We start from the raw sequence: 14,014 nt of genomic DNA, 5'->3' as shown, positions 1-14,014 counted from the left end.
TCGCCGAGGGGGGCGCTGATCCGCTGCTGCGCATCAGCACCCCCCTCGTGACACCTGACGAGAGCGGACGGCCCGCTGCGTGCCCACTGTCCGCCGCTGCCCGGGAGTCCGCGTCGGACCGCTCGGGCAGGGTGGCGTCAGAGCCGGATCTTCCAGCTGGCGGTGGAATTCAGCGTTCCGGCGATTTTCGGGTCTCGCGCCGAAGGCGTACGGTCCTCAGCGGTGATCGACAACTTGTGCGTGCGCAGGTCGAGCAGCCTGAGGACCAGGTCCGACACCCGCACCTGAGTACGGCCCGCGAAGGGCTTCAACTCCCTGCCGTCCAGATACCAGCGGATCCTGAGCTGACGCCCGTCCGCACCCGTCAGCCGGGCTACGGAGGCCTTCGCGGTGTCTCCCAGCCGGAGGGTGCGATCGGTGGGGGTGACCGCGGTGACGATCCGCGCATGGCGGTAGAAGCCGGCGATCATCGCCTCGACACCGGGCAGGTTGAAGGGCTTGCCGAGAGAACGCATCAGGGAGTTGTCGGTGGGCCGGTACAGCCCCGTGACGAAGTAGCCTCCGCCCTCGTATGTGCCGACCGTGCCGCCGTCGGGCGACTGCTCGCCGAGCCAGCGGTGCCACTTGGCGCGCTGCCCGGCCATGTCCCCGGCGGCCAGTGTGGAGATATTGGCTTCGTCGGGCTCGGGGCCCGTGTACTCCTCGTAGCCCGGGTAGCCGGCGTAGGAGTACTCGTCGGCGAGCTTGCCGAGCGAATGGCCGGTCTCGTGGATGGCGACCTGGCCGGACTTCTCGTTGCCCGCCGAGGCGGTCGAGATGCCCTCGTAGCCGAGGGTCGCGCTCGGCTCGTTGTAGCCCGCGCCACCGTACTTGGCGCTGTTGGCGAGAACGAGCACCAAGTCGGCCTCCGGCGCTTTCGCCACGTACCCGTCGACCTTGTCCTGGTCGATGCACAGCAGTCGCTCGATGTCGTCGCACCAGAAATACGAGCCCAGGGCGGTGTCCCGGACGACGGACGGACTTGGGTCGCCCGAGACGCCGGACTGGTTCGACACGGCATCGACCGCCCAGACGTTGAAGAGGCCCTGGTACGTCGTGTACGGCTCGACGGCCGCGACCTCGGCCCATTTCTCCTTGGCGTCGGTGTGGAACTGGCCCAGCTCTGCGGCGGTATAGCCGTCCCCGACGACGACGATGTCCAGCCGGTCGGCGGTGGAGCCGTTGTCCACCAGCTTGGTGACCTCGCCGTCGGCGGCTTCCTCGGCCGCCGAGAGCCGGGGCGCGGGCCGGCTCCGGCCGTCGGCCGGTACCCGCGTGTGGCCGGATCCGGCCGCTGTGCCGTGTTCCGGCCCGGGTATCTCGACCTGCACCCCGGCCCTGCCGGGCGGCGCCGGATCCGCGGCCGCGCTGCCGGGTGCGGCTGCGAGTACGGCCGCGAGGGCCGCGGCCACGCCGATCGCCGCCATGACTCTGCGCCGTGCTGAACGCATGAAATCCTCCCCCTGATGCGGAAGTTAAGTGTCTGAGTAAATGCGATGAACGATTTGCTTAAATTAGGCGGAGGTACAGGACGTGCGCAATCCCTACTGCCCATGAATACTGGGGAGTTCGAGAACCAGGGGGTCCCCATGGACGAACCGGCCGAGATCGGCCGCCGGGTGCAGCGACTGCGTAACCAACGCGGCCTGACACAGCGACAGTTGGCCGATCCCTCATACACCCCCGCGTACATCTCGACACTGGAGTCCGGCAAGGTCCGGCCCTCCGAGACCGCGCTGCGCTTCCTCGCGGAGCGGCTCGGCACGTCGTTCGAGGAGCTGGCCACCGGACGCCCCGCGCATCTGGCCACCGAGCTGCGGCTCGCCCTCACCGATGCCCAGCAGCAGCTCGCCACCGGCTCCGCCGACGAGGCTGCCGTCAGCTACCGTCGTCTCCTCACCGACGCGGAACACCTCGACCTCGCTCCCGAGCAGGCCGAGGCGCTGCTCGGACTCGGCGACTGCGCGCTGGAAACCGGTGAACTGGCCGACGCAGGACGTCACTTCGAGGCGGCGGAGCGACTCCTGGCCGGTGAACCGCTGCCCCGCCGCGCCCGCGCGATCCGGGGCCGCGCCATCGCGCACCTCCTGGCCGGGGAGCTGCGCTACGCCTGCTATCTCCTCGAGTCCACCATCGCCGAGCTGGGCGCAAGCGGACTGGCCGACCCCGAGGCCCTGGTACTGCTGTACGCCGCTGTCATCGGCCCATACATCGACATGGGCGCCCACGCCCGCGCGGCGCACGCCGCCGAACTCGCCCTGGCCCTGGCGCCGCAGGTCAACGACCCGGCACTGGTGGCGAGCATGCACCGGCAGGTGGCCCGTACGTTCCTCGCCGAAGGACGCACGGCCGACGCCGACGCCTCGCTCGCCAAGGCCCAGACCATCTACCGGCAGCTGAGGCTGCGGACCGATCTCGCGCACTGCCACTGGATGCGCGGCTACGTTCAGGCTCAGAACGGCGAACTCCACTTGGCCGAGAAGGAGTTGCGCACCGCCCGGGACATGCTGGCCGCCAAGCGTGCTGTGCTCTACACCGCCCAGGTGGAGGTGGAGCTGGCCGATGTACTGCGGCGGCTCGGGCGGCACGACGAGGCGGCCGGCCTGCTGTCGGCGCTACTGGAACTCGGCGACCAGCACGGCGCGGTGCACGCGGGCGGCGCGCACCGGCTGCTCGGTCTGATCGCCGAGGAGCGGGGGGAGGCCGAGGCCGCCGAGGAGCACTACGTCCTGGCGCTGGCCCTGCTGGAGCGCAGCGGGGCCAGCGGTGACCTGGCCGACCTGTGCCGTCTGCTGGGCGACCTACTGCGCCGCAGCAGCCGCACCGAAGCCGCTCTGGACGCGTACCGCACGGGACTGGGCCACCGGGCAGCCCCCGGCACGACAACCCTGGGACCGGCCCCGGCGGCTCCGACAATCCCGTAGCGCCGAGTGCAGTCCACCACCGCTCGTATGCACCCGCGACTCCTGCTCCACGTCACCCTCCGCCGCCCTCCAGGGGTTCACCCGCGTAACGGGCCACCCCCGCATCGCGCAGGCGGCGGGCGCGTAACACCAGCTCCAGCTTGAAGCGCCGGTCCGGATCGTCCACCTCGTCGCCCAGCAGTGCGCGGATCTGGCGTAATCGGTAGCGCACGGTCTGCGGATGGACGCCGAGTCGTGCCGCGACCTCGGGGGCGCCGCCACGTGTCTCCAGCCAGGCAAGCAGCGTCTCGACCAGTCGCCGGCTGTGCGCCGGGGCGCACTGGTCGAGCGGCGCCAGGCAGCGACGGGCCAGGTCCTCGATCAGTTCCTCGGGCGGCAGCAGGACCAGCGCCTCGGTGTACTCCGTGCACTGCAGGACCTGGCCGGCCGGGAGCAGCCCGCGTTCCATCAGGCGTACGGCGGCGCAGGCCCAGTGCAGCGATTTGGCCGCCTCGGCGAGCGGAACCGGCGGTCCCATCGCGCCGGACCAGCCCGTCATCGCGCGCTCCAGGAGTTCCGGCCGGCCTGCCGCGTCCGGCTCGGGGACGATCATGCGCGGCTGCTCGTACTCCATGTCCAGCAGCACGTCCTGGCCCACGGCCGGGGCGACGGACTCCGGGGCCGGTCGCAGCAGTACTCCGACGGCGACCTGTTCGGGCAGCGGCCAGCCGATGCGCTCGGCATGCTCGGCGAGGGCGTCGGCGGGCTTCGTACGGTGCTCACTGAGCAGCAGGCTGATCAACCGCTGCTGCAGCCGCAGCCGTTCACCGGCCTGACGGGCGGCGGCCTCGACGTAGCCGCGTACGGACTGTGCGACGAGCCCGTCGAGATACTCGAATCCCGACTCCACCAGCTCGTACATGGCGGGCGGCGGGATCTCGACCTGCTGACCGATCTCGGCGAGGCGACGCCACGCGAGCCGCACGCCGAGCCGGTAGATGGCCTGGAGCGAGTCCAGGCTGCGGCCGTGCAGCACTTCGCCGCGGCCGAACTCCTGGAAGACCTCCAGCTGACGCCCGTCCGGCCGGTCCTCCTCCACCACGAGGTGGTCCACGAAGTCCTCCAACGCCCTGCGGATGCCGATCAGCGCCATGGGCTCGCCCGAGTCGTCGACGGCGAGCGGCAGGCCGGGGAACTCCTTGCGAATCTCCACCAGGATGACCTGGGCGAGTGCGGGCACCTCGGCCATGGCCAGGGCTGCGAATCTACGTGCCCGCAGACGGGGTACTTCCCGCCAGGCCGTGCGCACGGGCATGGCTTCCTCCCTCGCTGCTGGTCGGCTACGGCTGCGGGGATGCTGTCGGCCGACCCGTCTCGAACGAGACGAGGGGCACATTGGGCTGCTCGGGCGTGGCGTTCAGGGCGGCAACGATGCCGAAGGCAGCCCCCACGGCGAGGACGGCGGCGGCCATGGCGGTCAGCACGGCAGCGGTGAGTCTGTGCATGGTCCAGGGAGCCTTTCGGTCGGAAGGCACCCCGCCCCACGGCCCCGGCTCGGCGATTGCCCAGTCTGTGAGGGGCATTGACACTCCGTCAAGAGGGCGCTTACGGTCCCGGCCCGTACAGACGCGCACCGTCCTGAATCCACCATCGGCCCGGGAGTGCCCCCCATGCGTCGTACCGCTTCGCCGTTGTCGCTGGTCCTGTTGGGTGTCGGCGTCTTTCTGCTCGTACTGGCTCCGATGCTCGCCCGGTACGTGGAACCACGCGCCGAACGCACCCCGACCGATGTCGATGTCACCACGGTGTTCACCGGCACCGGCGAGTATTTCGACACCAGGAACGTCAGACCCGTCAGGGACAAACCGATCACCATCACCCGGCGCGTGCTGGGCGATGTCGCCGCGAGCGAGCGCAGCGGGCGGGCGGTGTGGGACGTGTCCACAGCCATCGACACGCCGGACACGCTGGCCTTCCGCGACCCGCGCAGGTCCTACCAGTGGACGCTGGAGCGCTGGGTGACCGACCGCAGGACCAATGCTCCGGTGCACTGCTGCGGGGAGACGCCGGAGTATCAGGGCGAGGCCTACCTCAAGTTCCCCTTCGACGTGCAGAAGCGCGGCTATCTCTGGTGGGACAACACGCTCGGAGCCACTGTGCGGTTGGAGTTCAAGGGCACCAAGAAGATCGCGGGCTACGAGGGTTATCGGTTCACCGGATCCGTGAACGACACCCGGACGGGCACCCGCCAGGTACCGGGGCGGCTGGTCGGCCTGCCGAAGCAGAGCCAGGTGCATGCCGAGGAGTGGTACGCCAACAAGGGTATCGAGCTCGTCGTCGACCGGCGGACCGGCCGCATCATGAACGCGAGGATCGCTCCCCGCAAGACACTGCGCGCCCCCGGTGCCGATGAGGCGAAGGTGGTTCTGCTGGAAAGCGCCGGGCTGGAGTTCACCCAGGACACCCAGCGCGAGATGGTGGCACTGGCGAAGTCGGACAGCGGCAGACTGCGGGCGCTGGGTGACATCGCGCCGATCGGCGCAGGAGCGGCCGGGCTCGTGCTGGCAGCCGCCGGTGTCGCGCTCGTCGTGCGCGGCAGGGAACGCCCGAATCCCTAGTAATGCGCATAATGTGACGCAGCGTCAGCTCCACAGCAGGCCAAATTTGTCACCGCCGTGAGTAGCGGCATCGAACAGCCGGGCGGACACTACCAACCCCACCCCACCCCGCCCCGGACCGCTCGTGCCCCCAACGCCCCCCACCGTCCCGCACCTCAAGGCGAGTTGGAGCTCGAATGCCCCAGCACGTACCCCCCATGTTGCGCGCGCCACTCCCCCACCACCGGCCGAAGTCTCCGCAGCACGACCCTTCTTCCAGCCCTCCTCCGCATCCGCGCCGGATCGTCTTCCTCGCCCGCCGCGACCTCGGCAACCCGGCCGCCGGCGGCTCCGAACTGCTCATCGACCGTATCGCCGACGGGCTCACCGCCCACGGCCACCAGGTCACGCTGCTGTGCGGCGGTCCCGCCGCCTTCCGCGACTACCGCGTGATCTCGGCCGGCGGGGACGCCGGACACTTCCTGCGCGCCCGCCGCGCCTTCGAACGGCAGGTCGGTGACTGCGACCTGTTCGTCGAAGTGTGCAACGGCATGCCGTACCTCGCCCCGCTGTGGCACCGCGGGCCTACGCTCTGCCTGGTCAACCATGTGCACACCGACATCTGGACCGAGCGTTTCCCCGGCCCCGCCGCCCGGCTCGGCAGACGGCTCGAGCGCTGGGCACTGACCCGTGCCCACAGCGGCAACCTGCTGGTCGCCGTCTCACCTTCCACGGCCGACGCGCTCCAGAGCCTCGGTGTCCCGCGCGAGCGGATCCGGCTCGTCCACAACGGTGTCGAGGATCCGGGCCCGCTCGCCCCCAGATCGGCAGAGCCGCTGTTCCTCGCCGTGGGACGCCTCGTCGAGTACAAGCGGATCGAGCTGTTGCTACGTCTGTGGGAGAGGGTCAGACCGGTCACCGGAGGCCGGCTCGTCATCGTCGGTGACGGGCCGGAACGCGCCCGGCTCGAGGCTCTTGCCGGGCACGGCGTGACCTTCACCGGCCGGGTCTCGGAGGCCGAGAAGCACCGGCTGCTGTGCGCGGCCTGGGTGTTGCTGCACCCCTCGCTCGTCGAGGGCTGGGGGCTGGTGGTGACCGAGGCGGCAGCCCGGTCCACGCCCGCCATCGGCTTCGACGTGCCCGGACTCAGAGACTCGATCGACGACGGCGTCACCGGCGTGCTGGCCCGCGGCGAGAGCTCGTTCGCCGCGGCCTGGTGCACGCTGGCGCTCAGCCCCGAGCGGCGCGAGGCGCTCGGCCGGGCGGCCGGGCAGCGGGCGGCGCACTTCCGCTGGGGCGCCACGGTCCGGCAGTTCCGGGCGGCGGCCGCGGAGGCCGCGCCACGGCGGATGGACCGGCCGTGAAGGACCCCTCCATCCGCAGGTCCCTCACTCTCTTCCGGGCGTTCATGGGCGAGCAGTCCGACCCGGACCGGTGTTACACCCTGCTCGCCCATGACGCGGCCGACCAGCTCGAGCGGCAGATGCCCCTGCGCGACCGGCTGGTGGTGGATGTGGGCGGCGGACGCGGCCACTTCACCGAGGAGTTCCGGCGGCGCGGAGCACAGAGCTTTCTCTTCGAGCCCGACCTGCGGGAACTGGGCGCGCGGGGCATCCTCCCCGCGGGCTCGGTGGTCGCCGACGGCTATCTGCTGCCCCTGGCCGACGGCGTGGCCGACATCTGCTTCTCCTCCAATGTGCTGGAACATGTCGCCGACCCGCAGACCTTCCTCAGCGAACTGATCCGCGTCACCCGTCCGGGCGGGCTGATCTACGTCTCGTTCACCAACTGGCTCTCCCCCTGGGGCGGTCACGAGTGGGCACCCTGGCACTACCTGGGCGCGAACCGCGCCCGCGCCCGGTACCTGAGACGAACCGGGCGCCCCGCCAAGCACGCCCTCGGCGAGAACCTGTTCACGATCCACATCGGTCCGACCCTGCGACAGGTCCGCGCCCGCGAGGACGTGTCTCTCATAACGGCCCGCTCGCGGTACTGGCCGTTCCTCGCACAGGCCGTCACCCGCGTCCCGGGCCTGCGCGAGATCGCCACCTGGAACCTCCTCCTCATCCTCCGGCGCCGAACAGAAACGGCAGCAGCGATGAACAGCCCACTGCGAGCCACCCGTGGCTGAGACGACGTTGACCCTCCCCCCGAGCCGGCCCGGCCGGCCCCGGCCCACCGTGCCGCCCCCGCCGCCGGGCGGCGGGCCGCGCCGCAGATCGTGGCTGCTGGCCTTCTGGGCTGCGGTCCTCGTCGCGTTCCTCTCCGTGTCACCGGGCAGGATGACGTTCGAGACCAAGCTCGCAGTGGTCGCCGACCCATGGAGGTTCATCGGCGACCTCGGGGAGCTGTGGCAGAGCCGCGCCGGATTCGGCGGGCTCGCCAACCAGTACGCGGGATACGCCTTCCCGACCCTCCCGTACTACGCACTCACCGACCTCGCGCACATCCCGGTGTGGCTGGCCGAGCGGCTGTGGCTCTCGCTGATCGTGGCCACAGCGTTCTGGGGCGCCCTGCGGCTCGCCGAGCGCCTGGTCATCGGCAGCGCACGGACCCGGCTGCTGGGCGCCGTCGGCTACGCGCTGTGGCCCACCTACACCATCGTCGTCGGCTCCACATCGGCGGCCGCGCTCCCCGGCGCGCTGCTTCCGTGGGTACTGCTGCCGCTCACCGGCACCCGCACCGGCCCACGGGTGGCCGCGGCCACGTCCGCGTTGCTCATCCCCTTCATGGGCGGAGTCAACGCGGCATCGACACTCGCCGCACTGCTGCCCGTAGGGCTCTATCTGCTCAGCCGCCCGGCAGGTCGTCGCAAGCGCGCCCTGATCGCCTGGTGGGTTCCCGGTGTGGTGCTCGCCACCGCCTGGTGGGTGGTCCCACTGCTGCTGCTCGGCGTATACGGCGACGACTTCATGCCGTACGTCGAACAGGCCGACACCACCACCGGCACGATGTCGGCGACCGAACTGCTGCGCGGCGCCGGCAACTGGGTCGCCTACCTCCACTTCGGCGAAGCCTGGCTGCCCGCCGGCTGGACCGTGGCGACCGCGACGATCACCATCCTCTGCTCGGCGCTCGCCGCCGCGCTGGGGCTCGCGGGCCTGGCCCGGCGCGATCTGCCCGAGCGCCGCTGGCTGCTGCTCACCGTGCTGGCTGTCGTCCTGATCGCCCTGGCCGGATACGCCGGTTCCCTCGGCGCCCCCTTCCACGACACGGTTCGGGACTGGCTGAACGGGCCGCTGCGGCCCTTCCGGAGCATCTACAAGTTCCAACCCGGGCTCGCTCTCACCCTCGCCTTCGGGCTGATGCACCTGGTGGCGACTGCAAGCGAGAGCCACGGGGCCCGGCCGTTCCCCGCCCGGCGCCACGCCCCCCTCATCGCCGCGCTCCTGGTCCTACCGGGCCTGGCCTGGCCGTATGTGAACGGGACGGTCCTGCAACCGGGCGCCTTCAAGAAGCTGCCCGGCCAGTGGACCAAGGCCGCCGACTGGCTGGAGAAGAACTCCCCCGACAGCCGCGCCCTCGTCGTCCCCGCCACCGCCCACGGCCTCTACACCTGGGGCTCGCCCATCGACCAGCCCTTCGACGTACTCGCCGACACCCGCTGGGCGCAGCGCGACTTCGTGCCCTTCGGCACGCCCGGCTCGCGGCGTGCCATGGACGCGGTGGAGCAGGCCCTCATGAGCGGCAGTGAAGTGCCGGGCCTGCGCGACTACTTGTCACGTGCCGGCCTCTACTTCGTCGTCGTGCGCAACGACCTCGACCCGGACCAGATCGGATACGTCCCGCCGATCACCGTGAAGCGCACCCTGGAAGCCTCCGGGTACCGGAGGGTCGCCGGATTCAACCCGGTACTCACCGGCGGCCGGATCCCCAGCGGGACACCGTTGCAGGTCCAGGGCATCTTCCCGCGGATGCAGGCTGTCGAGATCTACGAGCCCGCCGGCAACACCCGGCGGCCAGGACAGGTCGGCCTCCAGGCGGTCGCCGACACCGCCGTGGTCAGCGGCGGCCCCGAAGCGCTGCTGCAACTGTCCGCCGATCCGCGCCTGCGGGAGAGGCCCACCGTGCTCACCGGGGACAACCACCCCGGGCTCGGCACATCCGCGGCGCAGTACGTCGCGGACGGGCTACGCCGCGCAGACACCCGCTTCGGGCTCGTCAACAGCAACACCTCGTACACCTACACCGCGGACGAACGGAACCCCTCCGGGAGCCTGCAGGACCCGGGCGAGCGACCGCGGCAGATCCTCCCGACGAAGGGCACCGGACATCAGACGACGGCCGTCCTGCGGGGGGCCGCGTCGGTGACCGCATCCAGCAGCGGCAACTGGCTGTTCCACCTGCCGCAGTACGACCCCGTGAACGCCTTCGACGGCAACCCTGGGACCGCGTGGGCCGAGGGCAGTGCCGGAAACGCCGCAGGCCAGTGGCTCCGTATCGGTTTCTCCTCGCCCACCGGCATTCCCGCCTCGCTTCAGCTCACCCCGCTGCCCGGCGACGGAATGCGGGCCGCCCCCACACTCGTACGGATCGAGACCGACCAGGGCTTCGAGGACAGCCCGCTGGCACCGAACGGAAACCCGCAGCCGGTCAAGGCGCCCGCGGGGCAGGCCAAGTGGCTGAAGATCACCGTCCTGGCGGCCCAGTCCCCCAAGGCCGGACTGGGCGGCGCGGGCTTAAGCGAGGTCGCCGTACCCGGCGTCCAGGTGACCCGGCTGCTCCGGCTTCCCACCGACGCCCACGACAACGAGGCCCGGGCCGAGGTCTTCTCGCTCCATCGCGGCAGTGACCCGGGCGGTCTCTCGCCGGTCTCGGCCGAGGAGGGCCTGCACCGCCGGTTCGGCGTCGGCCGGGGCGGAGATTTCGCCGTCACGGCCAAGGCGCTGCCGGTGCCGGGCGAGGCGCTGGACCGGCTCGTCACCGGTGCCGATCCGCGGCAGGGGCGGCGGATCACGGCGACCGCCGACTCGACCAGCCGGCTCGGAAACGGCCTCAGCCCGCGCAATCTCGTCGACGAGGACCTGACCACCGCATGGATCGCCGGCGACCGGCCGGTCATTCATCTGCGCTGGCCCGGCCGGAAGACCATCGACGAGATCGTCCTCGCGGCCGCGGGCGGACTCTCCACCCGGCCCGAGCAAATACTGATCAGCACCCCGAACGGCGCCGTGACGGCCGCCGTCGACGAGAACGGCCTGGCCCGCTTCGAGCCGATCACCACGGACCGGCTCGACATCACCATCAGCCGGGCAGCGCCGCTGACCGTCCACAACCCCGTCGCCGACAACCCGATGCAACTGCCGGTCGGCCTCAGCGAGGTCTACATTCCGGCACTCGCCGAACTGCGCACACCACCGCCGGCCTCGCGCTCAAGGTTCTCCGTGCCGTGCGGCGAGGGTCCGCCCCTCGCCGTCGACGGCACGCTGCACGCGACGAGCGCGTCCGGAACGGTGCGCGATCTGACCGAGCGCCGGCCAGTCGAGGTCACGCTCTGCCGTACACGGGAGGGCACTCTTCCGCTGGGCCGAGGACTGCACCAGGTGGAGGCGGGCGACGAAGGTCCCCTCGCGCTCACCGACATCACACTGACCCGCGGCGAGGTCCGCCCGCCCGCCCTGAGCAAACAGCGGACGGCGACCGCGGCCGACTGGCACGGCGACCGGCGGTCCGTGACCGTCGGCGCGGGCGAGGCCGGCTACCTCCAGATGTACGAGAACGCCAATGACGGCTGGAAAGCCACCCTGAACGGCAAGAAGCTGATTCCGTTGCGGATCGACGGCTGGCAGCAGGCCTGGCTGATCCCCGCAGGCGCGGGCGGCACGGTCGAGCTCGAGTACGAACCCGTGCTGCTCTACGACATCGGGATGATCGGCGGCGCGGTGGCGGTGGCCCTGCTGGCGGGTCTCGCACTCATACGCCGCCGGGACTCCACCCCGGTCTCCGCCCCGATGGCCCCACCGGCGCCCGGATGGGTTCTGGGCTGCGTCGCGCTGACCCTGGTGGTCGCGGTCGTGGCGGGTCTCTTCGCGCTGATTGTCCCCGCGCTTGCGGTAGTTGCCCGTCTGCGGCACTCCCTGCTGGTGCCGATCGCACTGGTAGCGATGGCCGGCGCCGGGATCGCGGCCGCGACCGGGGCGGGCGATCCGGTCTCCGCAGGCCGGGGCGCGTTCGGCCCGGCGGCCCAACTGCCGGCGCTCATCGCGCTGTGCGCCGCCGTGGTCACCGTGGACCGGCGGGTACGGGCGACACCTGCCGCCGCGGCACCGGACCCGCAGCCCCTGCCCCAACGGGTGCGGTCCGCAAACGGCCCTGCCGGGCGCCCCGTTCCGGGCCCTGCGCCCCACGCTGAACCGCCCGGCAACGCGGCACTCAACCCAAGGGAGGCTCCGCCGAGATGACCGCCCTGCAACCGGCCGGGCCCGGGCGGCCGCCCGAGCCCGCTCCGGACCGGATTCCGTTCCCGGTCGTCGACGAGATCTCCCGGCACTGTCTGCGCGAGGAGGAGCCCGAGACCGTACACATAGAGGTGCACCTGCCCCGGCAGCCGGATCCAGAGCGGCTTCGGGCCGCGTTCGACGAGGCCTTGCGCCGGCACCCGCGGATTCTGGTGCGCGAGGCAAACGGCCCCTGGTACCGGCGGCGCTACGAATGGGAGCTGACGGGCACCCCGGACGTGGATCCGATCGGCTTCCCGGAGCCGGGGCCCGGTGCGCTGGAGCGGGCCAGGACCAGAGCGCTGGCCGAGGCTCCGCCGCTGTCCGTTTCCCCGCCCGTCCGGCTGGAGGTGGTGAGGCCGTCGCCGACGGGCAGTTCCTGTGTGCTGCTGTTGACGCTCAACCACACCGCCCTGGACGGGCCCGCCTGTCTGCGCGTGCTGGCCACTGCCGCCGAGTTGTACTGCGGCGCCGCTGTCTCCCCGACCTCCCCCGTACGCAATCCCGTCGGCTCGACGGGGCGGCCGGGGCCACCGCCGCCCGGCCGCGCGGGCGGGCCGGCCCGGCCCGCCCGTGTGGCACCGGCGACCGATGCCCGGGGGTCAGCCGGCGGAAACGGACTGCTGCTGGCCGAGCTGCCGGTGCCGCGCCGGCCGGCCGGGGCCGGCTACACCGTCAACGACCAACTTCTGGTCACCACCTGCCTGATGATCGCCCGCTGGAACCGGCTGCACGACGCCCCGCCCCGACCGGTTCGTATCACCATGCCCGTCGACGACCGGTCCCGCGGCGCCGAGATGCCCATCGGAAACGGCACCCGCCTCGTGGAGGTCGGATTCGGGGCGCAGGAGTGCGCGCCGGAGCCCGGCCCCGAGGCTCTCGCCGCCTTGCTGCACCGCACCGCGGAACGCACCCGCGCCCTGAAGTCTGCACCCCGCCCCCAACTCGGCCACGCCGCAGCCCTCCTCACAGCACCCGCCCTGCCCGTGAGGATGCGGGCCGCCCTGACCCGAGGCCTTCGACGGGCTGCCGCTCCCTGGACCTCGACGACGCTGCTCAGCAACATCGGGCGCATTCCGTACCCGCTGGACTTCGCGGAGGCGGGCCGGGCGGAGGCCGTCTGGTTCTCGGCTCCCGCCGCGATGCCGCGCGGGCTGACCGTGACCACCGCCAGCACGGGAGGACGGCTGCATCTGGCGCTGCGCTGGTCGCGCGCTCTCCTCGACGACGCGGCAGGACAACGGCTGTGCGACTTCTTCACGGAGTATCTGGCCGCCATGGCGGCTCTGCCGGCCGATTCAGGAGGTCACGGGTCATGACGGGAACTCTCCCCGCGGGACTGCGCGAGTTCTACGAGAACCCGGCCGTCCCCGTCGCCTCCGGCGATGAGCGCACCCGGCGCCAGGCAGTGATGCTGGCCCGAGTGCTGCCCCCCGAGCCCGCCCTCGTCGTCGACGTCGGCTGCGGCGACGGTTCCGCGGCGGCCACCGCGGGTCCACTCCTTGGCGATCACCGGATCGTCGGTATCGACTGGTCCCAGGACGCGCTGCGCCGGGCCGCCACCCGGATGAACCATGTGGTGCGGGGTGAACTGACGTCGGGCGGGCTGCCGTTGGCCGACGCGAGTGCCGACGCCGTGCTCTTCAGCGAGGTGATCGAGCATCTGGTGGATCCCGACAGCGCCATCGACGAACTGCGCCGCATCCTCAAACCGGGTGGCCATCTGATGCTCTCCACTCCGAACCTGGCCGCCTGGTACAACCGGGTGTTGCTGGCCGCCGGGGTGCAGCCCGTGTTCTCGGAGGTCAGCCTGCGCGGCATTCACGGACGCCCGGGATCCCAAGTGGTGGGCCATCTACGCCTGTTCACCGCCCGCGCCCTGCGGGGATTCCTCACCGCCGCAGGCTTCGAGGTGGTCACCCTGGCCGGCGCGCCCTTCCACGGTGTCCCGCGCCCCCTGCGCCCGGTCGACCGGGCCGCCTGTGCCGCGCCATCCCTGGCCTCCATCCTCCTGGTGCACGCCAGGCGGGTGTAGGGC

The 14,014-nt window shown here is 71.6% G+C and carries 10 protein-coding genes; 7 read left to right on the top strand and 3 right to left on the bottom strand.

Annotation, left to right across the window (positions count from 1 at the left end; all coding sequences use genetic code 11):
* Positions 1-137 precede the first annotated feature (137 nt).
* The gene (locus tag AB0D12_RS18720) at positions 138-1,490 is read right to left on the bottom strand and encodes a M64 family metallopeptidase (protein WP_362683582.1); all 1,353 of its coding nucleotides are present in this window, start codon (positions 1,488-1,490) and stop codon (positions 138-140) included.
* Positions 1,491-1,628: 138 nt separating this feature from the next.
* Here AB0D12_RS18720 and AB0D12_RS18715 point away from each other — a divergent pair, with 138 nt between their 5' ends.
* Entirely contained in the window at positions 1,629-2,963 is a 1,335-nt protein-coding gene (locus tag AB0D12_RS18715; protein WP_362684073.1) for a helix-turn-helix transcriptional regulator, read from the top strand.
* Positions 2,964-3,015: 52 nt separating this feature from the next.
* On the opposite strand, the gene AB0D12_RS18710 is transcribed toward AB0D12_RS18715, so the two are convergent.
* Together AB0D12_RS18710 and AB0D12_RS18705 are read right to left on the bottom strand one after the other, a co-directional pair.
* Positions 3,016-4,257 carry a helix-turn-helix domain-containing protein gene (locus tag AB0D12_RS18710; RefSeq protein ID WP_362683579.1) on the bottom strand — a complete coding sequence of 414 codons (1,242 nt, stop codon included), beginning with the start codon at positions 4,255-4,257 and terminating at the stop codon, positions 3,016-3,018.
* Between the two features lie 25 nt (positions 4,258-4,282).
* Positions 4,283-4,447 (bottom strand): hypothetical protein, encoded by a 165-nt coding sequence (locus tag AB0D12_RS18705; RefSeq protein ID WP_362683576.1) that lies wholly within the window; start codon positions 4,445-4,447, stop codon positions 4,283-4,285.
* Positions 4,448-4,612: 165 nt separating this feature from the next.
* Between AB0D12_RS18705 and AB0D12_RS18700 the strand changes: the two genes are divergently transcribed.
* The 6 genes from AB0D12_RS18700 to AB0D12_RS18675 all read left to right on the top strand — a co-directional run bounded on the left by AB0D12_RS18700 (position 4,613) and on the right by AB0D12_RS18675 (position 14,011).
* Positions 4,613-5,560: a DUF3068 domain-containing protein gene (locus tag AB0D12_RS18700; protein ID WP_362683573.1), complete on the top strand. Its 948-nt coding sequence runs from the start codon at positions 4,613-4,615 to the stop codon at positions 5,558-5,560.
* 176 nt (positions 5,561-5,736) lie between these two features.
* A complete protein-coding gene (locus tag AB0D12_RS18695) occupies positions 5,737-6,903 on the top strand; it encodes a glycosyltransferase family 4 protein (RefSeq protein WP_362683570.1) in 1,167 nt (388 codons plus the stop codon).
* A complete protein-coding gene (locus tag AB0D12_RS18690; protein WP_362683567.1) occupies positions 6,900-7,670 on the top strand; it encodes a class I SAM-dependent methyltransferase in 771 nt (256 codons plus the stop codon). Before AB0D12_RS18695 ends, AB0D12_RS18690 begins: the two co-directional genes overlap by 4 nt.
* A 49-nt stretch (positions 7,671-7,719) precedes the next feature.
* Positions 7,720-11,940, top strand: coding sequence for an alpha-(1->3)-arabinofuranosyltransferase family protein (locus AB0D12_RS18685; RefSeq protein WP_362684070.1), 4,221 nt, complete (start codon positions 7,720-7,722; stop codon positions 11,938-11,940).
* Positions 11,937-13,295 carry a condensation protein gene (locus AB0D12_RS18680; RefSeq protein ID WP_362683564.1) on the top strand — a complete coding sequence of 453 codons (1,359 nt, stop codon included), beginning with the start codon at positions 11,937-11,939 and terminating at the stop codon, positions 13,293-13,295. The genes AB0D12_RS18685 and AB0D12_RS18680 overlap by 4 nt, the downstream gene beginning before the upstream one ends.
* Positions 13,292-14,011: a class I SAM-dependent methyltransferase gene (locus AB0D12_RS18675; protein WP_362683561.1), complete on the top strand. Its 720-nt coding sequence runs from the start codon at positions 13,292-13,294 to the stop codon at positions 14,009-14,011. The genes AB0D12_RS18680 and AB0D12_RS18675 overlap by 4 nt, the downstream gene beginning before the upstream one ends.
* Positions 14,012-14,014: the final 3 nt, after the last annotated feature.

Origin of the sequence: Streptomyces sp. NPDC048479, assembly GCF_040651435.1 — a bacterium.
In the GTDB taxonomy this organism is placed as follows: domain Bacteria; phylum Actinomycetota; class Actinomycetes; order Streptomycetales; family Streptomycetaceae; genus Streptomyces.
Note: the sequence above shows the minus strand (reverse complement) of the source record. Positions and strands in the feature narration are given on the sequence as shown.

Coding starts and splice junctions, on each gene's coding strand:
- AB0D12_RS18720 (WP_362683582.1), bottom strand. CDS start 1,490: ATGCGTTCAGCACGGCGCAGAGTCATGGCGGCGATCGGCGTGGCCGCG.
- AB0D12_RS18675 (WP_362683561.1), top strand. CDS start 13,292: ATGACGGGAACTCTCCCCGCGGGACTGCGCGAGTTCTACGAGAACCCG.
- AB0D12_RS18705 (WP_362683576.1), bottom strand. CDS start 4,447: ATGCACAGACTCACCGCTGCCGTGCTGACCGCCATGGCCGCCGCCGTC.
- AB0D12_RS18695 (WP_362683570.1), top strand. CDS start 5,737: ATGCCCCAGCACGTACCCCCCATGTTGCGCGCGCCACTCCCCCACCAC.
- AB0D12_RS18710 (WP_362683579.1), bottom strand. CDS start 4,257: ATGCCCGTGCGCACGGCCTGGCGGGAAGTACCCCGTCTGCGGGCACGT.
- AB0D12_RS18715 (WP_362684073.1), top strand. CDS start 1,629: ATGGACGAACCGGCCGAGATCGGCCGCCGGGTGCAGCGACTGCGTAAC.
- AB0D12_RS18700 (WP_362683573.1), top strand. CDS start 4,613: ATGCGTCGTACCGCTTCGCCGTTGTCGCTGGTCCTGTTGGGTGTCGGC.
- AB0D12_RS18680 (WP_362683564.1), top strand. CDS start 11,937: ATGACCGCCCTGCAACCGGCCGGGCCCGGGCGGCCGCCCGAGCCCGCT.